22 protein-coding genes are annotated in these 23,723 nt (G+C 44.2%); 18 read left to right on the top strand and 4 right to left on the bottom strand.

Annotated elements, in window-relative coordinates:
• Positions 1-32 precede the first annotated feature (32 nt).
• The 6 genes from JI665_RS16460 (at position 33) to JI665_RS16435 (ending at position 5,578) form a co-directional block, all read left to right on the top strand.
• Positions 33-1,367: an MFS transporter gene (locus tag JI665_RS16460; RefSeq protein ID WP_206840923.1), complete on the top strand. Its 1,335-nt coding sequence runs from the start codon at positions 33-35 to the stop codon at positions 1,365-1,367.
• 13 nt (positions 1,368-1,380) lie between these two features.
• Positions 1,381-2,358 carry an ornithine cyclodeaminase family protein gene (locus JI665_RS16455; protein ID WP_206840921.1) on the top strand — a complete coding sequence of 326 codons (978 nt, stop codon included), beginning with the start codon at positions 1,381-1,383 and terminating at the stop codon, positions 2,356-2,358.
• 68 nt (positions 2,359-2,426) lie between these two features.
• Positions 2,427-2,618: a hypothetical protein gene (locus JI665_RS16450; protein ID WP_206840919.1), complete on the top strand. Its 192-nt coding sequence runs from the start codon at positions 2,427-2,429 to the stop codon at positions 2,616-2,618.
• Positions 2,619-2,961: 343 nt separating this feature from the next.
• The gene (locus JI665_RS16445) at positions 2,962-4,080 is read left to right on the top strand and encodes an NAD(P)/FAD-dependent oxidoreductase (RefSeq protein WP_206840918.1); all 1,119 of its coding nucleotides are present in this window, start codon (positions 2,962-2,964) and stop codon (positions 4,078-4,080) included.
• A gap of 127 nt (positions 4,081-4,207) precedes the next feature.
• Positions 4,208-5,053, top strand: coding sequence for a KPN_02809 family neutral zinc metallopeptidase (ypfJ, locus tag JI665_RS16440; RefSeq protein WP_206840916.1), 846 nt, complete (start codon positions 4,208-4,210; stop codon positions 5,051-5,053).
• 24 nt (positions 5,054-5,077) lie between these two features.
• Entirely contained in the window at positions 5,078-5,578 is a 501-nt protein-coding gene (locus JI665_RS16435; RefSeq protein WP_206840914.1) for a cupin domain-containing protein, read from the top strand.
• 266 nt (positions 5,579-5,844) lie between these two features.
• Here the strand turns inward: JI665_RS16435 and JI665_RS16430 are convergent, their stop codons facing one another.
• A complete protein-coding gene (locus JI665_RS16430) occupies positions 5,845-7,338 on the bottom strand; it encodes a peptide MFS transporter (RefSeq protein ID WP_206840912.1) in 1,494 nt (497 codons plus the stop codon).
• Positions 7,339-7,574: 236 nt separating this feature from the next.
• Positions 7,575-8,843: a GGDEF domain-containing protein gene (locus tag JI665_RS16425; RefSeq protein WP_206840910.1), complete on the bottom strand. Its 1,269-nt coding sequence runs from the start codon at positions 8,841-8,843 to the stop codon at positions 7,575-7,577.
• Positions 8,844-9,311: 468 nt separating this feature from the next.
• Here JI665_RS16425 and JI665_RS16420 point away from each other — a divergent pair, with 468 nt between their 5' ends.
• The 8 genes from JI665_RS16420 (at position 9,312) to JI665_RS16385 (ending at position 17,427) form a co-directional block, all read left to right on the top strand.
• Entirely contained in the window at positions 9,312-10,493 is a 1,182-nt protein-coding gene (locus JI665_RS16420; protein ID WP_152539667.1) for a ParM/StbA family protein, read from the top strand.
• Positions 10,494-10,504: 11 nt separating this feature from the next.
• On the top strand, positions 10,505-11,092 hold the full coding sequence (locus tag JI665_RS16415; protein ID WP_206840908.1) for a hypothetical protein: 588 nt from the start codon (positions 10,505-10,507) through the stop codon (positions 11,090-11,092).
• Positions 11,093-11,487: 395 nt separating this feature from the next.
• Positions 11,488-12,390, top strand: coding sequence for an NAD(P)/FAD-dependent oxidoreductase (locus tag JI665_RS16410; RefSeq protein ID WP_206840906.1), 903 nt, complete (start codon positions 11,488-11,490; stop codon positions 12,388-12,390).
• 98 nt (positions 12,391-12,488) lie between these two features.
• On the top strand, positions 12,489-12,950 hold the full coding sequence (locus JI665_RS16405; protein WP_312886222.1) for a hypothetical protein: 462 nt from the start codon (positions 12,489-12,491) through the stop codon (positions 12,948-12,950).
• A gap of 361 nt (positions 12,951-13,311) precedes the next feature.
• Complete coding sequence (locus tag JI665_RS16400) at positions 13,312-14,973, top strand: glycoside hydrolase family 13 protein (RefSeq protein ID WP_206840902.1); 1,662 nt, start codon at positions 13,312-13,314, stop codon at positions 14,971-14,973.
• 112 nt (positions 14,974-15,085) lie between these two features.
• A complete protein-coding gene (gene ybaK / locus JI665_RS16395; protein ID WP_206840901.1) occupies positions 15,086-15,562 on the top strand; it encodes a Cys-tRNA(Pro) deacylase in 477 nt (158 codons plus the stop codon).
• Positions 15,563-15,805: 243 nt separating this feature from the next.
• The gene (locus JI665_RS16390) at positions 15,806-16,903 is read left to right on the top strand and encodes a PRK06851 family protein (protein ID WP_206840899.1); all 1,098 of its coding nucleotides are present in this window, start codon (positions 15,806-15,808) and stop codon (positions 16,901-16,903) included.
• A 26-nt stretch (positions 16,904-16,929) separates the two neighbouring features.
• A complete protein-coding gene (locus JI665_RS16385) occupies positions 16,930-17,427 on the top strand; it encodes a hypothetical protein (RefSeq protein ID WP_206840897.1) in 498 nt (165 codons plus the stop codon).
• Positions 17,428-17,682: 255 nt separating this feature from the next.
• On the opposite strand, the gene JI665_RS16380 is transcribed toward JI665_RS16385, so the two are convergent.
• A complete protein-coding gene (locus JI665_RS16380) occupies positions 17,683-18,957 on the bottom strand; it encodes a YjiH family protein (protein WP_244671235.1) in 1,275 nt (424 codons plus the stop codon).
• A 273-nt stretch (positions 18,958-19,230) separates the two neighbouring features.
• Between JI665_RS16380 and JI665_RS16375 the strand changes: the two genes are divergently transcribed.
• From JI665_RS16375 to JI665_RS16360, 4 genes are all read left to right on the top strand, one after another.
• Positions 19,231-20,034: an ABC transporter permease gene (locus JI665_RS16375; protein ID WP_206840893.1), complete on the top strand. Its 804-nt coding sequence runs from the start codon at positions 19,231-19,233 to the stop codon at positions 20,032-20,034.
• Positions 20,035-20,037: 3 nt separating this feature from the next.
• Positions 20,038-20,844 carry an ABC transporter permease gene (locus tag JI665_RS16370; RefSeq protein ID WP_206840891.1) on the top strand — a complete coding sequence of 269 codons (807 nt, stop codon included), beginning with the start codon at positions 20,038-20,040 and terminating at the stop codon, positions 20,842-20,844.
• Between the two features lie 21 nt (positions 20,845-20,865).
• Positions 20,866-21,873: an ABC transporter ATP-binding protein gene (locus JI665_RS16365; RefSeq protein ID WP_206840888.1), complete on the top strand. Its 1,008-nt coding sequence runs from the start codon at positions 20,866-20,868 to the stop codon at positions 21,871-21,873.
• Between the two features lie 81 nt (positions 21,874-21,954).
• Positions 21,955-22,149, top strand: coding sequence for a hypothetical protein (locus JI665_RS16360; protein ID WP_019380547.1), 195 nt, complete (start codon positions 21,955-21,957; stop codon positions 22,147-22,149).
• A gap of 179 nt (positions 22,150-22,328) precedes the next feature.
• Here the strand turns inward: JI665_RS16360 and JI665_RS16355 are convergent, their stop codons facing one another.
• Positions 22,329-23,648, bottom strand: a complete 1,320-nt coding sequence (locus tag JI665_RS16355; protein ID WP_206840887.1) for a short-chain fatty acid transporter — start codon at positions 23,646-23,648, stop codon at positions 22,329-22,331.
• Between the last annotated feature and the right edge of the window lie 75 nt (positions 23,649-23,723).

Here is a 23,723-nt window from a genome sequence, read left to right as displayed (position 1 = left end):
ACATTTTTACAGTCAAGAGAGGGGGAAATGGTATGGAAAAGAAATTAGAAAAGAAAGTGCTGATTGCAAGCCTGATCGGAAGTTCCATCGAATGGTTTGATTACTTTTTGTATGGGACGGTTGCTGCACTTGTATTTAATCAAATGTTTTTTCATAGCGATGACCCGGCTGTCGGTTTGATGCTGGCGTATGCCTCTTTCGCACTTGCTTTCTTCATCCGTCCGCTTGGTGGCGTTATTTTCAGCCACATCGGCGATAAAATCGGCAGAAAGAAAACCCTTGTGCTCACACTGTCCCTCATGGGCGGTGCAACAGTCCTTATGGGCTTTTTGCCTACCTATGATAATATAGGCGCGGCAGCACCGATCCTGCTGATTCTCTTACGCTTAATACAAGGTATCGGCCTCGGAGGAGAATGGGGCGGCGCGCTTCTGCTTGCTGTTGAGTATGCCCCAAAAAATCGGCGCGGCTTCTTTGGCAGTATTCCACAAATGGGTGTCACAATTGGAATGCTCCTTGGAACGCTTGCCTTATCCATCATGACTTTATTGCCTGAAGAAGCCTTTTTATCATGGGGATGGCGTGTCCCGTTCATTCTAAGTGCCCTGCTTGTCTTTTTTGGCTTATGGATTAGAAAAGGCATTGATGAAACACCATCCTTTAAAAAGGCTCAGGAGAAAGGTGAAATCGCCAAGATTCCGTTTGTGGAAACGATGCGAAGCCATTGGAAGGAAGTATTGATTGCTGTCGGAGCAAAAGTGGTGGAGACAGCTCCATTTTATATCTTCGGAACATTTATTGTTTCCTATGCGACAACACAGCTTGGTTTCTCGCGCACGGTTACTCTGAATGCCGTTACAATTGCAACAATTATTACTACTATTCTAATCCCGATCATGGGGAAATTGTCTGATAAAATTGGCCGGAAAAAGCTGTATGTGGGCGGAACGGTCCTGATGATGCTTTATGCCTTTCCATACTTCTGGCTGCTTCACCAGGGTTCAGCAGTTCTATTGGTTGTGGCTACAATATTGGGTCTCGGCATCATCTGGGCTCCCATCACCGCTGTACTTGGGACGATGTTTTCTGAAATATTTAAGTCGAACGTACGCTATACCGGCATCACGCTGGGCTATCAAATTGGGGCCGCTCTGGCGGGAGGAACTGCCCCTCTCGTTGCAACTGCCCTGCTGAATGCATATGACAATTCCTATGTTCCTGTAGCGTTATACATCATGCTTGCAGCCGCCATCTCTTTGATTGCAATTGCATCAGTCCGTGACCGAAGCAATCAGGACCTTGATTCTGATCTGCCAGGAGATAATTCATTCCATACGGGCCTCGGACAAACCGATCAAAAAGCTTAGAAAGGTAGAGTTCATGCTTTTATTATCTGAAAAAGAAATCAAATCCATCTATACGATGGAATCAGCCATTAAAGATTTGGAAAATGCCCTGGTTCATAATCTGGAGGGGAAAATCCGGAATCCCCATAGAACCGTCCTGGACTTTCCGGAGAGACAGGCCTCTGCCCTTTATATGCCGAGCGCCATGCCGCCAATCGGAAAAACGGCTGTGAAGGTGGTCACCATCTTTCCGGAGAACCCTGAGATCGGCAAAAAGACCACTCAGGGAGTCATTTTATTAAGTGATACGGAAACAGGGGAACATCTGGCATGCATGAATGCCTCTTACCTGACAAGACTCCGGACCGGGGCAGTGAGCGGCATTGCCACCAAGCATCTGGCAAAAAAATCGGCAAGTTCTGTGGCCGTGATTGGCTGCGGGGCAATGGCTGAAGAACAGCTGAATGCCGTATTGGAGGTCCGCGAAATAGAAGAAATCTTCCTATACAACCGGACGGCTGCAAAGGCTAATGAGTTTGCTGAAAAATTTCATGAATTTAAAGGTGAGATGACCATCATGGAAAATGCAGATGAAGCTGTTTCCAGGGCGGATATTGTCATCTGCAGCACCCGCTCGGAAAAGCCGGTATTCTCCGGCAAGGCTCTCCGTCCGGGTACGCATATTAACGGGGTAGGCTCTTATCTTCCGCATATGCAGGAAGTCGACGCAGAAACGCTGCTGAGAAGCTCTAAAATCGTCGCAGACACCCTGGAAGGAATCAAAGATGAAGCAGGTGATTTTATTATTCCTGCCGCCGAAGGCATCTGGAGCTTTTCGGACCTTCATGGCGAAATCGGGCAATTATCAGCCGGAATGATCGCAGGCAGAGAAAACGATGAAGAGATTACCTTTTTCAAATCAGTCGGCATTGCCTACTTTGACCTCGCTGCAGCTGCCGCCGTTTATGAAAAAGCTATACTTGAAGGCATCGGAACAAAGGTGGACCTGTAAAAAGATGAATAGTGCCTGAAGCTTTGGAAAATCTATATCTATACTTCTAAAATAAAGGAGAGATAGTGATGCCAAAGCAGCCGAATAAAGTAACAGAAGAACAGCAGATTGTAACCGCCCAAAACCAGGCGGATCAATTCAAAAAAGGAATGGACACAGAATTTGCTCTTGAAGAAAACGTTCAGGATGCGGCAGCCAAAAGCCAGCAGTATCAGGCTCAAAACCATCAGCCGACCTATGAACCGAATAAGCCGTTTTAATGGAGCTGCATGATGGGTTTTATGCCTGTCATGCAGTTTTTTTGTATGTATTGGGGTGTTGGGCCAGGAAAGGCGGCTGTATCAGACTGCTGCGAGGGGGATATCAGCCGGAAATAGAATATATCGGCCACTTCATGGTAGATATTGGTCAAAAATTCATTTTATCGGTTACTTAATCAAGGATATCGGTCAGATTTTCATTTTATCGGTCACTTTGCGCCATACCGGCTTTCCTGCACCATACCGTGAAAATGAGTCAAACTAGCTGACAAGGAGCAAAATTGTGCCCTGCCCCAAACTCTTGTAAAATAAGTGGCAAACAAGTTCGCGAAAAGGAGTCATTATGAAAAGTCATATCATCATTGGTGCAGGAATACTGGGGGCTTCTGCAGCCTACCATTTGGCTAAGGCAGGTGCAAATGTCACCGTTATTGACCGCAAAGACCCGGGGCAGGCAACAGACGCAGCGGCCGGTATTATCTGCCCATGGCTGACACAGCGGCGGAATAAGGCGTGGTACGCGCTGGCCAGAGGGGGAGCGGCCTATTATCAAACACTCATCCGGGAGCTTGAAAAGGACGGAGAGACAGAGACGGGTTATCAGAAAGTAGGAGCCGTCAGCCTCCATACCGACCCTGTAAAGCTTGAGAAAATGGAAGAACGTGCTGTAAAAAGGCGCGGCGATGCACCAGAAATGGGAGAGATTACACCATTATCCCAAGATCAGACATTGGAGATTTTCCCGCCACTATCGAAGGAATATGCCTCGGTTCATGTAAGCGGTGCGGCGCGCGTCAACGGCCGGGAACTAAGGGACGCCCTGCTGCGGGCGGCTGAAAAGCATGGTGCTGTATTGGTTCATGGCTCTGCTGAACTTTTGTGCCAAGGTGACAGGGTCACGGCTGTAAAGGCCGGCGGAGAGCGATATGAAGCGGATAGTGTGATTGCAGCGGCTGGAGCGTGGGCTGGTGAGCTTTTAAAGCCGCTTGGTATTCAATTGGATGTGAAGCCGCAAAAAGCCCAGATTGTCCATCTTCAGCTTGAAGGGGAGGATACGGGCACCTGGCCGGTTGTAATGCCGCCAAACAATCAATACATTCTGGCTTTTGAAGACGGCCGCATCGTTGTTGGTGCCACCCATGAGGATGATATGGGCTACGATATAAGAGTAACTGCAGGCGGCTTGAATGAAATTTTTGAGAAAGCGTTAACTATAGCACCGGGATTGGCTGATGGTACGTTCGCAGAAGCACGGGTGGGCTTCCGTCCCTATACACCAGGCTTCTTGCCCATTATAGGCAAAATTCCGGGTGTTAAGGGTCTTTACATAGCAAATGGACTTGGAGCCTCAGGGCTGACCGCAGGGCCCTTTCTTGGCGCCCAGCTGGCCAAGATTGCTCTCGGGCAAGAGGTGGATATTGACCTGAGCCTCTATGATCCTGCTGGCGCGATAGAAAAATAATACGAGATAAAGGTGCCTGTTCGCAGCAGGCACCTTTTTTTACTTCTGCTAAGTTAATAAATCCCCTCCATTCGGGTATACACTAATCAAATGAATGATAAAAGGCGTTACATTAGGAGGCTGAAACATGAAGTGGAAAGGCAGAAGAGCGAGTTCTAATGTTGAAGACCGGAGAGGCATGGGCGGAGGGGGGAAAACCCTGATCGGCGGCGGCCTCGGCGGAATTATTATTGTATTGTTATTTACCTTCCTCGGCGGTGATCCGGGCGAGCTTTTAGGCAATATGGCCGGAACAGACTCCGGAACAGTTGTGCCATATGAAGAATCAGAGCAGGAAAAAGAGCTTGCTGACTTTGTCTCTGTTGTGCTGGCTGATACAGAAGAAGTCTGGACGGAAATATTCGAAGAACAGGGGCTGCAATATGAGGAGCCGACCCTTGTTTTATACTCAGGCAGCGTACAGTCTGCATGCGGGGCAGCGTCCTCTTCAGTAGGGCCTTTCTATTGTCCAGGCGACCAAAAATTGTATATTGATTTAAGCTTTTACGAAGAGCTGCAAAGGAAATTCCAGGCTCCCGGCGATTTTGCCATGGCCTATGTCATAGCCCATGAGGTGGGGCACCATGTGCAGACGCTGCTTGGAACCACTGAGGAAATCATGCCTCTCCGCCAGAGTATGAGTGAAGAAAAGTTTAATCAGTATCTTGTCCGCTTTGAATTGCAGGCCGACTATTATTCAGGCGTTTGGGCCCACCATGCCCAGGGAATGGGATATTTAGAGGAAGGCGATCTGGAAGAAGCCCTGAATGCTGCAACGGCAGTAGGGGACGACACCCTTCAAAAACGGGCTCAGGGCTATGTGGTGCCGGAAAGCTTTACTCATGGAACGTCAGAGCAGAGAAAGTCATGGTTCTACAAAGGCTTCCAAAACGGAACCATCAAAGGCGGAGACACGTTTAAACAAAGTAATTGAAGCAATTCGAAAGGAGCGGTTCACATGAAAAGCCAAATTCAAACAATCCAGCTTGCGGATGATGGGCAAATACCCAACAATCCTGACCTCCCTGTTATCATCTACAAGGCCGTTTTTATGGACCAGCCTGATGAAATAGAGGCGGCTTTTAACAGACATCAATGGACCGGCTGCTGGACGGGCGGGGTGTATGATTACCACCATTATCATAGCAATACTCATGAAGTGCTGGGTGTCAAAGCAGGACAAGCCACCGTACTCATTGGCGGTGACCAGGGGGAACGCCTTGTACTTAAGCAGGGCGACGCCATTCTCCTTCCTGCAGGCACAGGACATAGGGATGCTGAAAGCAGTCCGGACTTCGAAGTCGTGGGTGCCTACCCCGGCGGAACAAGCCCGAATATGAAGAAAAAGGATCCATCAGACCGTGTACAGGCGCTGGCTGAAATAAAAAATGTCCCTGTTCCACAGACTGATCCTGTCTATGGAGATGAGGGGCCGATGCTTGAGAAATGGGGGAAATAAAAGCAGTATTTTACCGGTCAAAATAGAGGATTTACCGGCCAATTATAAGAAAATACAGGCCAAATTGACGAACTTACCGGCCAAGCAGATTTTATCCGAATAAGCCGTACAAAAAAAGCCAGAAGAGCACACACTCTTCTGGCTTCCGCTTTTCTAAAATAACAAGGGGAAAATTAAAAAAATCGAAAACTGTCTAGCTCCTGCGCCTACCCCTCGAGGCTTGTCTTGTGCTTGTCGGGGGTGGGCAAGGCGCTTCCGCTTTTCTATTAACGTACACCCTTCATATATCCTTGAATCTTAGGACTCAACATGAATAGGATAATGGATAGCACGATCGCAGCTGCACCAATTACACCAAAGTAAGTCATTTCGGTTTCTGGTGAATAGAACTTAACAATCTGTGCATTGATTGCCTGTGCGGCCGCGTTTGATAGGAACCAAAGGCTCATCGTTTGAGCGGAGAAAGCAGCAGGCGCTAATTTTGTTGTGGCTGAAAGTCCGACTGGAGATAAGCAAAGCTCACCAAGAACAACAATAAAGTAGCTAAGAACCAGCCATAATGGACTTACAAGAGAATCTGTTCCGCCAAGATAGGCTGGAAGCAGAATTACAATGAAAGATAATCCGGCAAATAATAGACCCAGAGAGAACTTCTGAGGTACTGAAGGCTGGCGGTCGCCAAGCTTCACCCACAGCCATGCAAAAACTGGCGCAAAGAAAATGATGAACAAAGGGTTTAGAGACTGGAACCATGCCGGTGAAATATCAAGTCCCATAAAGTCAAGCTGGGTACGCTTGTCCGCATAATTCGCAAGAATCGTTGAACCCTGCTCCTGGATAGCCCAGAACATAACAGATGCAATGAATAATGGAATATAAGCAATGATGCGTGAACGTTCCACTTCTGTTGTTTTAGGGCTTCGGTACATCACAGTAAAGTAAATGATCGGAAGACCAATTCCCAAAATACCAACAAGGGCAATAAAGGAATCAAACGTTAAAAGCCCAGTTGGGATGCCCACTGCCACTAAGATGGCAATAATTACGGCGCCAAGGCCAATTCTTGTATATACCTTTTTCTTTTCGCCTTCAGATAATGGATTAGATACATAAGTTCCTGCTAATCCAAGATTTTTCTTTTTCGTAAAAATAAACACTAATAAACCAAAGAACATACCAACAGCTGCAATTGCGAAACCTAGGTGGAAATTATAATTCATTCCAACTGTTCCGACAATTAATGGAGCAAGGAATCCGCCAAGGTTGATACCCATATAGAAAATACTGAAACCGGCATCGCGGCGATTATCTTCCGGGCTGTAAATATCCCCAACCACGCTTGATACGTTTGGCTTCAATAATCCAGTACCTAATACGATCAGCACCATGGAAACAAAGAACATAGCCAGGCTGCCAGGAATAGAAAGGGCAATATGGCCGAGCATGATTAAAATTCCGCCATAGAATACAGCTCTGGAGGTTCCGAACAATCTGTCGGCCATCCATCCGCCGATGATCCCTGACATATACACCAATGATCCATAAATGGACATGATTGCTAAAGCTGTCGGCTCGTCCAGGCCTAAACCGCCTTTTGAAACCTCATAATACATATAGAATACAAGGATCGCTCTCATTCCATAATAAGAAAAGCGCTCCCAAAACTCAGTGAAGAAAAGTGTGAACAAGCCTTTAGGATGTCCAAAGAAACCTTTTTGAGGCACACTTTCAACAATTTTCTGCCTATTAAAATCTGACATGTTTCATCCTCCTTTTAGCTATTCTATAATATCTTTCATAGTTCCTAATTGTCAAAAAAAATTTTATGTAACGATGGTTATTATTGACTTTTCAGGCAGAATAAATTGATTTTTTCTGAGAATTAAATAAAAGAATATTTTTTCAGAATAATAACAGTATTAAAACTTATTCGAAAAGCAAAGGTATTATTCCCATAAAAAAAAGCCGCTCAAACCCGCGGCTGCTGCAAATATACCTATGCGTTTGTAAGTACTGCTTCTTTAGGGGTATGCTGATGGATTGGCTCTTCCCGGCAGGATAGCCTGTTTTTTCCCATGTCCTTGGACTGCAGAAGGAGCTGGTCTGCGTATACATAAGCTTTTTCAATAGAAAGCATCTCGTTCACTTTATAGTAAAAAAGTCCAAAGGATGCCGTGTAGGAAAGAGAAATGGACTGCTCTTTAAAGTCTGTATGAAACGTGCTGTTTTCAATGCCATTGCGTATGTTCTGGGCTAAATTCAAGCATTCTTCATATGACCTGAATCTCATAATTATGGTAAATTCCTCTCCGCCGCTTCTGAACAAGTAATCATCTTTGGAGAGATAGCTCTTCAATGAGTCGGCAAAATGCCTGATTGCCTGATCGCCCACAGCGTGGTTATAGCTGTCATTAATCCTTTTGAATTTGTCGATATCTGCCACTACAATCCCGATGTATTCCCCCGATTGATTGAGTTCTGTCATTTTTTTATCCATATAAGCACGGTTAAAAACTCCAGTAAGAAAGTCCGTATAGGCCATCTGCTCAAATTTATCGCGTTCGATTTTATTCTGCAGCATCTGCGATTTCGACAGGAAGGAGCGGCTTACAAGATAATTAAGTATAAACAGACTTATGAGCATTTCCCATTTTCCCTCATTCAAGAATAACAGCAAAAGACCATTAGTAAAGGCAATCTTCCCCATATCCAGTACACTTCTGGTTTTGATAAATTCAATCGCTTCCTGCTTCGTTTTAATGTCACCTGTCAATTTAAACACGGTAATCAGGAAAATGTCTGAAAGCATGGATGTTACGGTAATCAGCAGCAGCATGACTATCCAAAAACCGAATGCCGCATCCTGAAAGAGGGGATATAGCCGATTGAATAAATAGAATGCGATAGAGTTGCTCATCACAAAGGAGCCAATGTTATAAAATGTATGGAAAAATTCATCCGGATCGTCTGTTTTTGTGTGTTTTTTATAAAAATAAACGCAAAATCGATAGATGGCTTCAAATATAAATAAACCTAATGGCCCTGTAAAAAGCCCAATGGAGAGGCTGTAATTAATCCCATAATCAATCGAGGTATTTCCGTTTCTGCTGATAATCCGCAAATGGTGATACAAGCAGGAAAACAGCAGGTATATGACCAGGGCTTTTATATATGCAGAGCTCTCGACGATGATTCCGTCCGAGATAACAGCGATGAAAAGTGAAACACTAAAAAGCGTAACCATAAATATTCTGGAGCTTTGCATCTTTCTGTACTCCTTTGCCTATTGTTATACCTTTATTTTAAAGGAACTTTTTTCTCGAAAGTAGACAAATTTAATATATTTTCTAAATTTTTTAATATCAATTAGTTTAAATATTTTTTCTGGAGGCAAGAGGGATATTATTGCCTCTTTTAAACTATCAAATTTCATGAAAAACACCAAATGAATTTGCTTGTAAACAAAATTGAATACAAGTATGCAATTTTGTTTACGTTTGTATTCAAAAATGTAAACAAGTATACAAATATGTGTACGTGTTGGTGTATAAGGATGTGTGCAATATTGTTTACAAGTATACGGAAAGTGTATACAATGGAGGTACAAGTTTACATTTTGTTTACGTCTTTACGCTTTGATTACTTTTTATTTCCTCTCATTGATTAATCTCTCAATCTGAATTACTCTTAAAATAACAGCTCTATATTATGGAGAATGAAAGGATTGAATGATTTGACGAATTCAAGAATTGCAGCAGTTGACGTAGGTAACGATTCTATTAAAGCAATCTTTGGGAAACTGGATTCAGAATTAAACATACCGAATGTTATTGCGAGAGATGTTGAGGACCGTCCGGTTATCGGAATTGAAGAACTTGACAGCAAAAATCCGCTTGAAGGCATACATATTAGAGTTCACTCCCCTGCTTTGAAGGAAAACAATACGATTTACCGTGTGGGACACCTGGCAACAAAAAGCGACAACGCTACTGAATTGGATCCGGGCAGCAGCAAATCCGAAGAAGATCAGACATTAGTTATGCTTTTCACTGCTTTGGCACTGGATGCTGTACAGAACGGCGGTTCCACTGGCTTTAAAAAGTCCGGTAATGTGATCGATGCAAACTACACACTTGGCACAGGACTTCCGCTTCGTGAAGTAAAGGAAGGCAAGGATGCGGGCTACCGTTCCAAGCTGCTGGGCTCTGTCCATCAGGTTGAGTTCCTTGTAACACCGAAATACCAGGGGCAAAAAGTAAATATCAAGTTTGAAGAAATCAAGGTTTATCCTGAAGGATTTGCTGCTTACATCAACCTTGTAATGGATAACAACTTAAACATCATTAATAAGGATTTAATTGATAAGCGTATTTTAATCCAGGATATCGGCGGATTATCAACGGATATTGCTGTCATTAAAAACCGCAATGTAGATGATGATAAAGCGCAGGGATTCAACCTTGGCGTGTCTGAAGCGCTTGAATCCATCCGTGAAGAGATTCGTTCGAAGCATGGCGTTGAGCTAGACAGCCGCACAGATGTCGTGGAAATCATCACGAAGAAAAATGACCGCAATCATATTATGGTTAAAGGAAGCCGTACAAGTGTACATGATATTACAGACCGTATCCTGCTTGACCTGGCGAAGAAGCAGTATCGCCTGCTCCGCAATGTTTGGCAGAAAAACTCCCAGACGGAAATCTGCTATTTCGTCGGCGGCGGCTCAATTGTTCTAAAAGATTATCTGAAAACATTAAATAACAATCTGGATGGTTATAACATTGACTTCTTCGAGGATGAAAAAGAAAGCATCTGGATGATGGCAAATGCTTATTACAAGCTGATCTCAGATTTTTCAAGAAGAACGAATAAAGATAAGGCAGACCAGGATAAGAAACCTGTAAAAGCCAACTAGGGTGATTTTTCATGAGTAAAGCTTCCTCTTCTGAAATTAAGAGAGGACAATCTATATCCTTTCGGGTACCATCTGACACACCTGATCATATTCTGAAGCATCTGCAAAAGCTCAAGGAAACCGAAAAGCGGAATTTTTCGAGCAAAATGGCCGAGTTTGTGATGCAGGGAGTCAGCAGTTCACAATCAAAAGACCGGGAAACCATCACCATTCCCCTTCCTAAGGGGTTAAGTAAGGTTCAACGCGACTGGCTAAAGCATGAGCACTCAGAAGCCTTGCTTGGCAGCATCATTTATCAGCTGATTACGGACCCGGTGCGGGCAACATCCCTGCTGGCGTCCTTGAACAGCCGCTCTTCTGATATAGATGAAGCTCTATATCTGCAGGAGGAGTCGAGACCGGCTGTGAATCAGTATGATTCGGCAGCTGCAGCTTTAGAGGAAGATGGAATGGCGGAGGCAGATTTGGATATAGAAGATGATCTGCTTGACTTTGATTGGGACAAAGCTAAACAGGAACAGCAAGAAGAAACTGAAGAGGAAAGCGAAGAGGACCTGGATACTCTTCTTGGCGGCTTTCTTGCACATATGAATAAATGAGTTTGAGGAGAGTTTCAGTGATGAGACTCTCCTTTTTTGTATTTTGGAAGAAATTGGTTTTTGGAAGAAACTGTATTAAAGTCTGTTTTAGATACCGCTTATTCGATAAAACTAGAAAGGAGCAGCGTCAAAGTTCCGGATAGAAACCACTTATTATATAAAACCAAAAATAAGCTGCATCAAAAGCCCGAATAGATACCACTTCTCCGCCAAAACGCAAAAAAAGCAGCTGCAAACCCCGGATTTACCAACAAACCAAGTTCCCGCACCTCAAACAGCAGCCCCTCTTCCCAGTAACGAAGCAGACCATTTTATTAAAGTAGTGTATTTGGAAGCCGAATTTCTGGGTAATTTACACGTATAGCCTATATTGAAACGAAAAGGAGGAATTTCAATTGAATTATGATTGCCTGATTGTTGGAGGGGGTATTGCTGGACTCCAGGCTGCCATTCAGCTGGGCAGATATAAACATAAGGTTCTGGTGCTTGATTCCAATGATGGGCGTTCCACGATATGCAAAAGCTATCATAATATCTTAGGCTATCCGGATGGTGTGAGCGGCCCGGAACTCCGGGAGATTGGGAAAAAGCACGCGGAACGCCTTGGAGTGGAGTTTGTTAATGAAAAAGTGGAGCAGGCAGAAAAGACTGATAGAGGATTTGAGGTTTCATCCCAAAAGGGCAATAAATATAAGGGTAAACGGATTTTACTTGCAACGGGTATTATGGACAGGATGCCGCCCTTTCCCGAATTAATGCCCTGTCTCGGCATTTCTGTCTATGTCTGTCCTGACTGCGACGGATATGAGGTAAAGGATAAACGCACCATTGTGCTTGGCTCTGGGAATGCAGGAGCTAATATGGCATTAACATTGTCTTATTGGACAAATGATCTAGTTTTTATCAATCATGAGAAAAAGCCGGCAGATCAGAAATTACTGGAGAAAATGAAAAAAAAGAATATTGAATACCTTGAAGAATCTATAAGTAAGGTACTCGCAGACGACGAAAAATTCAATGGTGTACAGCTTGAAAATGGTGAAGAAATTACAGGTGACAGAGGATTTATCGCTTTTGGAGGAAACGAAGTAAAATCTGATCTGGCGAAACAGCTTGGTGCGGAGCGCCTTGAAAATAAGCATATCCTGACAGATCCCCGCTCAAAAATGACAAGCATCAAAAATGTTTGGGCAGCCGGAGATGTGGCTGCCCATTCGGAACAAGTAACGATCGCAATGGGGGAGGGTTCTCAGGCTGCTATTTGGATCCATAAATCGCTGCTTCAGAACAAAAATTAACCAATTGTGGTTTGAACATAGAATTTAAAGGGTATATATTGGTTTATTTCTGTACACTTTTCTCATATAATAGCCTATAAGCTATTAAATAGAGAAAGGTGTATGCATTGAAGAAAGAAAGCTTGGATCAAGTCGTTCGGGAGTTACTGGAGAGATCGGGGAGTCTGGCAGAGATTAAATTAGAGAGTCATTTTCCGGGAAATCGTATAGCTGGCGGAAAATACAGCATGGGAACACATACCGTAACCCTATATATGGAAGAGATTAAGAACCAATGTCATCAGCTGTTTTCTTCTGCTGATCGTTTCTTGGACTATTTCACTGTTGTGTTTGCTCATGAGCTTGGCCATGCAGAAGATGCAGAGCTGGAGGAATTGGCCAATCATCTTGATTCCTGCATAACAGAGCAGGAGCACTTCCTTACAGCATTGAAAATTGAGGAGAATGCATGGGCATTTGCTGAAAAACTGCTGCCGGATATGGATAAAGCCTTCATGCAGAAAATCATCTATCATTCGTTAAAACCATATCGGGAGCAGCTTCAAGTGGAGCCAGCCTGACATATATAAGAAAGCCGCAGTCCAAATTCTGCGGCTTTTAAATTTTTCCAGATTTTATATTCTGGAATCTTGATAATTGTCTAGCTCCATAAGGAACGCTTCGACAGCATCATCATGGCTCGTCAAAAGCTTTTAGGAGGAGCGCCTGCCCCTCGAGGTGTTGGGGGTGGGCAAGGCGCTTCCGCTTTTCTTATTTGTCCTGAAAAAGGGTATTGAAAAATCCAATTGTAAGCGTTACACTTACTGTAGTAGTATGCAAATGCTTAAAAGCAGGCAGCTTTTTTTATGGCTCTTAATGCAAACGTTTGCGCACCAACCGCGATAATAGAAAAGAAATTTATATAAAATTGAGGGTGTTAACATGAAGAAGGTTTGGTGGAAAGAAGCAGTAGGCTATCAAATTTATCCCCGCAGTTTCCAGGACACAAACGGAGATGGAATTGGCGATCTTCAGGGAATCATTCAGCGGCTAGATTATATTAAAGGATTAGGGATCGATGTCATCTGGATTTGCCCAATGTACAAATCCCCTAATGATGATAATGGCTACGATATTTCAGATTATCAGGATATCATGGAGGATTTCGGATCGATGGAGGATTTCAGCCAGCTGATGGATGAAGTTCATAAGCGAGATATGAAGCTGATTCTTGATCTTGTCTTGAACCATACAAGTGACGAACATCAATGGTTTATCGAATCCCGTTCATCCAAGGAGAACCCGAAGAGGGACTGGTATATTTGGAGAGACGGAAAGAATGGCAAGGAACCGAATAATTGGGAAAGCATTTTCGGCGGGTCAGCATGGGAATATGATGAGAAGACGGAACAGTATTTCCTGCATGTTTTTTCAACCAGGCAGCCTGATTTAAACTGGGAGAACAAAGAAGTCCGTGAGGCTTTATATGATACGGTGAACTGGTGGCTGGATAAGGGAATCGACGGTTTCCGGATTGATGCCATCAGCCATATCAAAAAGCGAGCCGGCCTGCCTGATATGCCGAATCCGAAGAAGCAAAAGTATGTTTCTTCCTTCGATATGCATATGAACCAGGAAGGCATTCACGCATTCTTAAAGGAATTTAAAGACCGCACATATGCGAACTATGATGTAATGACAGTGGGGGAAGCAAACGGAGTTACCGTGGATGAAGCTGATCTTTGGGTTGGTGAAGAACAGGGTAAAATGGATATGATTTTTCAATTTGAACACCTTGGCCTTTGGGATGCGGAAACCAATCCGGAGGTTGATATTGTCGAGCTGAAAAAAGTTCTTACCCGCTGGCAGAAAGGCCTGGAATCTGATGGATGGAACGCCCTATTTATTGAAAACCATGACAAGCCTCGAGTTGTTTCAACATGGGGAAATGATGAGGAATACTGGCACCAGAGCGCAACATCCATGGGTGCCATGTACTTCCTGATGCAGGGAACGCCATTCATTTATCAGGGACAGGAAATCGGCATGACCAATGTCCAATTCCCATCCATTGAAGATTATGATGACGTAGCCGTGAAAAACCTTTATCGCCTTAAAAAAGAGGAAGGCATGTCCCATCAGGAAATCATGGATATTATCTGGGCCTCTTCCCGCGATAACAGCCGTACGCCTATGCAGTGGTCTTCCAGGGACAACGCAGGATTCACAACAGGCCAGCCATGGATGAAGGTCAATCCGAACTATAAGGAAATCAATGTGGAAGTCCAGTCGCAGGACCAGGAATCCATCCTTTCGTTCTATAAAAAAATGATTCGATTGAAAAAAGATAATGAAGTCTTCACCTATGGCCAATACGATCTGCTTCTTGAAGAAGATAAGCAAATCTATGCCTATACACGTACATCAGATGATGACAAGGTAGTCGTCATTACAAATCTTTCAACAGAGGAAGCATCCTTTGAAGCTGAATTTAAGCTTTCTAATAATCAGCTTTTATTGAATAACTACCCGGTTGAAACGCATGAAGATATGGATTCATTTACGCTTAAGCCTTATGAAGCCCGTGTTTATCGATTGAAATAAGCTTTGTTCGCAGGATTCCTTTTAGGGATCCTGCTTTTTTAATAAGTCTGATCCTTTTTGAAATCATCCCAAAATGCTAAAATGAGAAAAATAACCAATGGAGGCGCAGGCAATGGCAAAGGGTAAAACAAATGCAATGCGTATGCTGGATGCTCAGAAAGTGGAGTATGGACTGATTACATACGACAATCAGGACGGGAAAATCGATGGGGTTTCGGTGGCATCGAAGATTGGCAAAGATCCTGAATCTGTCTATAAAACCTTAGTTGCTCAAGGCCACAGCAAGCAGATCTACGTGTTCATCATTCCCGTGGAGGACGAGCTGGACTTGAAAAAGGCCGCTAAAGCATCCGGCGAAAAGAAAGTCGAAATGATTCCGGTCAAAGATATCCAAAAGCTGACCGGCTACATCCGCGGCGGCTGCTCCCCGGTTGGAATGAAAAAGCAGTATCCCTCTTTCATCGATGTAAAGGCAGCGGAGCTTGATCTGATCATTGTCAGCGGAGGCAAAATCGGCATGCAGATGGAGCTCAAAGCGGAAGATTTACAGAAAGCAATCGGAGCTAATCTTGCGGATTTAATAAAATAATGAAAGTGAAGAGTGCTGAATCACCATGATTCAGCACTCTTTTTTACGAAAAAAGTATAAAATTTTGAACGTCGATAATTGTCTAGCGCAAGCAGCCTGCCCCCGACAAGCACAAGCCAATCCTCCTAAAAAGGCTTGTCGGGGGTGGTTAAGGCGCTTCCGCTTTTCTAAATAGGCTTTCACCCATCCTGCTCCCTTTGCATATTGTAAGGTGAAAATGCATTTCGAAAGGAAGTGTAAATAGTGGCTGGGAAAATATTAAAATACTTCGCCGGGGGGAATACAGCCCGGGGATTTCACAATTTATTCGAATCGAACCTGCAGGGGCTTGATCGCTTATTCATTTTAAAAGGCGGCCCTGGAACAGGCAAATCATCCCTGATGAAAGCAATCGGAGCGGAACTGTTCGAAAAGGGCTATGACCTTGAATACATTTATTGTTCCTCTGACAGTCAATCAATCGATGGTTTGATCATTCCTTCTTTGAAAGCAGGCATTGTCGATGGAACAGCACCGCACGTGATAGAACCAAAAGCACCCGGCGCGGTCGAAGAATATATCAATCTCGGAGAAGCCTGGGACTCAAGGGCTCTGGCTGCGAGTAAAGAAGAAATCACTGTACTGACTGGTCAGATCAGCAATTCCTTTGCAGCGGCCTATGACACGTTTGCCGAAGCACTGAGAATCCATGATGAATGGGAAAAAATCTATATAGAAAATATGAATTTCCAGAAGGCGGATGAATTGACCAAGAAGCTGATCTCCACCTTCTATGGAAAGATGAAATTAAATAAGACACCAACTGTAAAACATCGTTATTTAGGGGCAGCCACTCCAATCGGAGCGGTGGATTTTGTGCCGAATCTTACGGAGGATATTCCCAAAAGGTACTTCATAAAAGGGCGTCCGGGTTCCGGCAAGTCAACCATGCTGAAAAAGCTGGCAGTCGAAGCTGAAAACCGCGGATTTGATATTGAAATCTATCATTGCGGGTTTGATCCGCACAGCCTGGATATGATCATTGTACGTGAGCTGGGCCTCGCTATATTCGACAGCACGGCCCCGCATGAGTATTTTCCGAATCGTGATGGGGATGAAATCGTCGACATGTATGAAATTACGATTAATTCGGGCACAGATGAAATTTACGCTGAACAGCTAAAGGATATCAGCACCCGTTATAAAAATAAAATGACCGAAGCCATATCCTATCTGGCACGGGCAAAAACCCAGCGGGACACGCTGGAAAAAATCTATGTCAACGCCATGGACTTTACAGTGGTTGACCGGATCAAAGAGAAGGTCCGCTCTGAGCTGCTGCTGATTTCAGAGAAAGTCTAAATCAGGAAACGAAAGGAGCTTCAAAAATGGATTATACAAACTATCCGTTTTATCCATATATGTATGACCAAAATGAACATGGACGCATTTTTCCGGGCGGAGGATCGGGAGGCGGGTTCAGCATTCCAGGTTTTCCAGGCGGAGGATCAGGAGGCGGGTTCAATATTCCAGGTTTTCCGCCGGGACCTCCTCCAGGAGGGGGCGGCGGCTTTGGGCCTCCGGGACCTCCACCAGGACCTCCGGGCGGTGGAGGAGGCCCAGGGGGGCAGGATGGGCCTCCATCAGGGCCGCCGCCAAGCTTCACACCTCAAATGCAGCAGGTCAGCACGTTTGCTGTTGATCCTGGCGCCATAAGAGGCTGCCTATTCCGCTATACGTTTGTATGGCTTCAAAACGGTAACAGCTTCTGGTTCTATCCAACCTTCGTCGGCAGAACTTCTGTGGCTGGCTGGCGCTGGAGAAACTGGCGCTGGACCTATTATGGAACTGACTTGAGAAGAATTCGTTCTTTCCAATGTTTTTAAAATAAAGAGCTAATAAAAAGAGGTATCCCGCTTGAGGATACCTCTTTTTCTGAAGAAACAGCGCTTGTTACACTAATTCTTCAGCCACCCCAGCTTGATAATCTGCCAGGATTTTAATATAACGGTCAGTAAAGCAAGTTTATCGGTTAAAATGCTGAAATATCGGTCAGCTACCCAAGCATATCGGTCAGTTTCTCAATATATCGGTCACTTCCCGTCATATCAGCTTTTAGCATGAACCAGATAGCAAAACATTTAGAAAAGAATATGCGCAGCCACCACAATTACCGGCAAAGTAATAAGTGTTCTTTGAATAAAGATAATAATCAGATCCCATAATGTTACCGGGATTTTAGAGCCAAGCAAAAGGCCGCCAACCTCTGACATATAAATCAGCTGGGTAACGGATACAGAAGCTACGAAAAACCGTGTCATTTCGCTTTCGATGCCTGCACCGATTACAGAAGGCAGGAACATATCAGCAAACCCGACCACTAGTGTTTCAGAAGCAGCTTTTGCTTCCGGCACCTGCATTAATTCAAGCAAAGGTATGAACGGCATTCCTAAAAATGCAAAAACAGGAGTGTACTCCGCGATAATCAGAGCCAAGGTTCCCAAAGCCATGACAATAGGGGCTACACCCATCCACATATCCAGAATGTTTTTGGCGCCATCCTGGAAGAAGGCTTTCAAGCTCTGGTTTGTTCTTGCTTTAGAAACAGCCTGTTTAAGTCCCCAGCTTGCTGGAGTATGTCCTTCAGGGATGCTCTCATTCAGTTCTGCCTCCTGGCCGTTATAATACGTATCAGGCTTCCTGGAAAGGGGCCAGATTCTAGGGCTGATAATGGCGCAAATGAAGCCCGCTGCTGTGATGGTCAGATAAAAAGGCACAAACATATGGCCAAGGTTTACCTGTGAAATTACCACAAGACTGAAAGTAATGGATACTACAGAAAAGGTTGTGCCGATAATAGCTGCTTCCCTTTTCGTATAATAGCCTTCTTCATACTGCTTACTGGTCAGAAGAACACCAATGGTACCATCGCCTAGCCAGGATGCCACACAGTCAATTGATGACCTTCCAGGCAGCTTAAATACCGGACGCATGATTTTCGTTAAAAGCGCGCCAAAAAATTCGAGCAATCCGAAGTTCAATAGCAAAGGCAGGAACAGCCCGGCAAATAAAAAGACTGAAAACAGGATCGGCAGAAGGTCATTTAAGAGCAATCCTCCTGTGTTTTCAGACCAGATCTGTTCAGGACCGATTTGAAAAAGGGTAATAACAGCAAAAACAGCGCCTATAAATCTCGCTGCAGCCCAGATATAGGGAACGTCAAATAAGTTCTTGAAAAAAGGGCTTTTTTCGATAAAAGCAGGCTTAGCGAATTTTGCAAGCAATGTACCCAATAATGTAATGACAATAATAAAGGTCATGATTTCAGGAAGATAGTCTGAAAGCAGGTTTTGGATCCAGCCTGAAAAAATGGCTATGGGAATTGTAATATCTCCTTGATATTTGATCGGAACCATGAACAAGCTGATTCCAATTAAAGACGGTATTAGAAATTTTATCAGGTCTGAAGAAGAATGCTTCTTTCTGGATGCATCAATCAATATATTCACCTTTTTCTTATATTTATAAGCCAAATGTTATTTTAATTCATAACCCCTGAAAAAGCCAACCCTTTCTCTTAAAATCCACTGTTTCCCTTCTTTTTAAACTTCTAAAACAAACTTATTTTTACGCTCCCATATTATGTTAAAATATAAAATAATCAAAATAATTAAAAAGCGGGTGTGCGGATGTTCAGGATTCGGTTATATTGGACCTTCACAAAGAAGGCCTTTCTTCGATCAGCCGTTTATCGGTTTGATGTATGGTCGCGGCTTGGCTCAAATCTTATTTTTCTGCTGATGTGGGGCTCGATTTGGACTGCTTTATATGCCGGGAGGGAAGAAGCTGGCGGCGTCAGCTTTGAGTCCATGCTGACTTATATTGTCGTCAGTCAATTTTTATCCGGAGTAAATGGGGCGGGCACCCCGCTGTGGGAAATCCAGGAGAAGGTCCGGACAGGAGATATTTCCCTGGAATTAATGAGGCCGTTTGATGTGCCGCTGCGTTATCTTTTTGCCGACTTTGGAAGTGTGGCCTTTTACATACTGACAGCACTGCTCCCTTTATATACAGTCATGTTCTTTTTTATGGATTTGACATTGCCTTCAGCCTGGGAGACTTGGGCTTTGTTCATCGTATCAGCTTTAATTGGATTCCTGATTCGCTATTGCATTGAAATGTCTTTTGGGCTGCTTTCCTTTTTTCTCGTTGAAACGGGCGGCATTGTCGATGTCTTTTACTTTGCCATGTCCCTTCTTTCAGGATCAGTCATTCCTCTGTGGTTTTTTCCGGCCTGGCTGGAGAAGATGGCACTTTACTTGCCGTTCCAGGGAATCTATTACATACCAAATGCGATTTTTATTGGCAAAATCTCTGGTGAGGAGATCCTGCTATCCCTGGGTGTCCAATTATTTTGGGCTGCTGCCAGTTATCTGCTATTAAGGTTTGTCTGGAATCGCGCATCCCAAAAAGTAGTGGTGCAGGGGGGATAGAGTGTGAGTGTTCTAAAATATTTCGATTTGTACTTCAAGCTCATCTCTGCAGGTGTGAGGGCTCAGTTGCAGTACCGGTTTGCCTTTGTCATGCGGATTGTCGGGCTCATTACATCTTATACAGGCACTGCTGTCACCATGTGGATCATGCTATATCAGTTTCAGGAACTGGGCTCATGGACCTTTTATGAGATGCTGTTTCTATTTGCTGTTGCTGTTTTATCCTGGGGATTCTGCATCATTCTCTTTTTTCATTTCAGGGGGTTGGACACCTATATTTTAAACGGCACATTTGACCGCTTTCTTGTCAGGCCCATCAATCCATTTTTTCATTTCATGGCGATGAAGTTTGACGTGGCCTCATTTGGGCAGTTCATCTTCAGCATCGGCATTTTTATTTGGGTCAGCTTTGAGCTGCACCTGGATTGGACAGTTGGAAAAAGTTTATTTCTGCTGTTATCTGTGGTGGGAGGCATCCTCATCCAGGGCGGTCTGCTTGTCATGATATCTGCCCTCGCTTTCTGGACGACGAAATCGGAGCAATTTTACTGGGTGGCCATGTTTCCTGCCCGAAATCTGACCAATTATCCTTTGGTCATTTATCCGAAAGCCGTCCAATGGTTTACAGCCTTTGTCGTTCCATTCGGTTTTGTGAACTATTTTCCCGCGGCTGTGCTTCTGGAAAAGGAAACGCCGTTTTTCCCGGAGAATATCGGTTATTTGTCGCCGTTTGTCGGCATCGTCTTTTTTGCCGTAGCTTATTCTATTTGGATGCTTGGTTTAAAGAGATATAAGAGTACAGGTTCATGACATAGTTTAGGAGGGCTGGAATTGCCGATTATAGAGGTTGAAAATTTAATGAAGGACTTTATGATTGCCAAGAGGGAGACAGGCTTTCTTGGCGCAGTGAAGAGCCTGGTTAAAAGAGAACATATTAAGAAGGAAGCAGTGAAGGATATCAGCTTTTCGATCGGAGAAGGAGAAATGGTGGGCTATATCGGACCGAATGGCGCCGGAAAATCAACCACCATCAAAATGCTGACGGGCATTCTTGTCCCAAGCTCAGGAAGTGTGAAGGTAAACGGCATCATTCCCTATGAAAACAGGCAGGAAAATGCCAAGAATATCGGAGTGGTATTCGGCCAGAGAACACAGCTTTGGTGGGATCTTCCTACGATCGAATCGTTTGAGCTGCTGAAGGAAATCTATCAGGTTTCGGATAAACGGTATAAGGAAAACATGGACACCTTTACAGAGATATTGGGGCTGGATGAATTCCTGAATACACCGGTCCGCCAGCTGTCGCTTGGGCAAAGGATGAGGGCTGATATTGCCGCATCTCTGCTGCATGACCCGCCAATCCTATTTCTGGATGAACCGACGATTGGCCTGGATGTCGTCGCCAAGGAGAAGATGAGGACTTTTATTAAAGAGATTAATAATGAGCGCAAAATCACCGTCATTTTAACCACCCATGATATGGTGGATATCGAAAAACTCTGTGAGCGGATGATTCTCATTGACCATGGGCAAAAAGTTTACGACGGGGAAATCGAAGTGGTAAAAGAGCGTTTTGGCAAAACGAGGACACTTATCGTTGACCTGGAGGAATCATCTCACAGCCTTCAGCTTAAGGGCGGTGAGGTGTTTAAAGAAGAAGCAAGCCGCTTCTGGATCCGATTTAACCGGGATGAAGTGTCAGCATCGGAAATAATTGCCCAAATTACCGAAACACATAATATCAAAGATTTAACCGTGGAAGAGCCTGCAATCGAATCGATCATCAGCCGCATTTATCAGGAGGGCTATCAGGAACTGCCTGAAACGGTCAAGGTGTAAGTTGCAGCACTAGCAAAAATAGGCTCGGCTAATATGTCAATATTTTCTGAAAAATTTATATACTGTAGAGAGGTGATCAAATTGATTCTATATTTGCTGGGCTTTTGTGCAGTATTGCTGGGTGCAGGAATGTTTGTGGACTGGTGGCATAAAAAGCATGGAATTGACGATTTTGACCCTGAGGAAAATGAAAAGCATGTATCTGAGTCAGAGAGAGCCTACATTGAGTCTTATATGCATAACATGAAAAATGATCATCATAACGGAATGTCATAAGAAAAGCGGAAGCGCCTTGGCTACCCCCGACACCTCGAGGGGGTAGGTGCTCCTCGCTTTTAGTCGTGCGATGATGATGCTGCCGAAGCGTTCCCAGTAGAGCTAGACAGCTATCAAAATTCATAAATTACACATTATCTCATAATAGAAGAGCATGGCGGATGCCATGCTCTTTACCTTTAAAATAATAAAAAACCTATTGAAATAATCACGCCGCTGACCAGCAGGGTCAGAACGCAGAATCCCATGATATCTTTTGCCTTTAAGCCTGCAATGGCGAGTGCCGGCAGCGCCCAGAAAGGCTGGATTAAGTTGGTCCAGGCATCGCCCCATGCGACAGCCATGGCTGTCTTAGGGATGGAAGCCCCCATTGACTGAGCGGCCTCAAGCATAATGGGTGCCTGAACAGCCCACTGGCCTCCTCCGGAAGGAACAAAGAAGTTCACAAGCCCCGCGCTTAAGAACGTGAAGAAATGGAATGTGTAATCATTCGAAATGCTGACAAACGCTTCGGACATAACCGCTGCCAGCCCTGAGGCAGTCATCATGCCCATGATTCCGGCATAAAACGGAAACTGAATAATAATTCCGCTGGCCCCTTTCACTGCATTAAGGACAGCTTCGAGGAACCTTTTAGGTGTTCCATGGAAAAGGATGCCCAGGAACAGGAATAAGAAATTCACGATATCAAGGTTCAGGTTAAACCCCTTTGAAGCGAAATAATAAAATAAGAATACAAGTCCAAAAATTCCGGCGAGCAATGAGATGATGCGGCTGTTTTCCAGGCGTTCAGCAGGTGTCATTGCCCCTTTTTCAAGTGAAGCTGCCTGGATGTCTTCTTGAAGAAGAGCAGGGTCGACCACAATGGTCTCCTTTTTAGACGGCATCATAAAGCGGTTTACAAAAGGCAAAACCAATAAAAGTGCGACGACAATAAAAATATTGAAGCCGGCAAAAATGGTCTGGTCAGTAGAGATGACGCCAATCATATCTTCAGAGAAGTGTCCAGGTGTAGCAATGGTCAATGGAATCGAACCGGAAATTCCTCCGTGCCAGACAACGAAGCCTGAGTAAGCGCTTGCAATCAACAGACGATAATCTACATTTTTTACTTTTTTGGCAAGCTCTTTAGCAAATAAGGCGCCGATCACGAGACCAAATCCCCAGTTAATTAAGCTTGCAATCATTGAGACGAATGACACAATAAGGATGGCCTGGCCGGGTGACTTGGCTAATGATGCCATTGCACCTAACCCTCTTTTAAAGATCGTGCTGCTGGCCAATACATGACCTGTGACTAAAACCAGCACCATCTGCATGGAAAAAGTCAAGAGGCCCCAAAACCCATTCCCCCAATGCTGAACCATCTGATAAGGTCCATTATCTGTAAAAATCAAGCCTAATCCAAAAACCGCAAAAGTTAGGATAATAACAAATAAAAATGGATCCGGCAAATACCGCTGCATAATGCGGTTAAAGAAAGAAACCAGTACTTTCATGATGCAACCCCCTAAAAAATATATTTCTCGAACCTAGTATATTTTCTGTAAAATTCAATTTATTCCTTCTTTTCT

It is taken from the genome of Bacillus sp. NTK034 (assembly GCF_017303275.1).
Taxonomy (GTDB): Bacteria; Bacillota; Bacilli; order Bacillales; family Cytobacillaceae; genus Cytobacillus.
The sequence above is the reverse complement of the archived record's forward strand: the minus strand, read 5'-3'. Positions and strand labels throughout refer to the sequence as shown.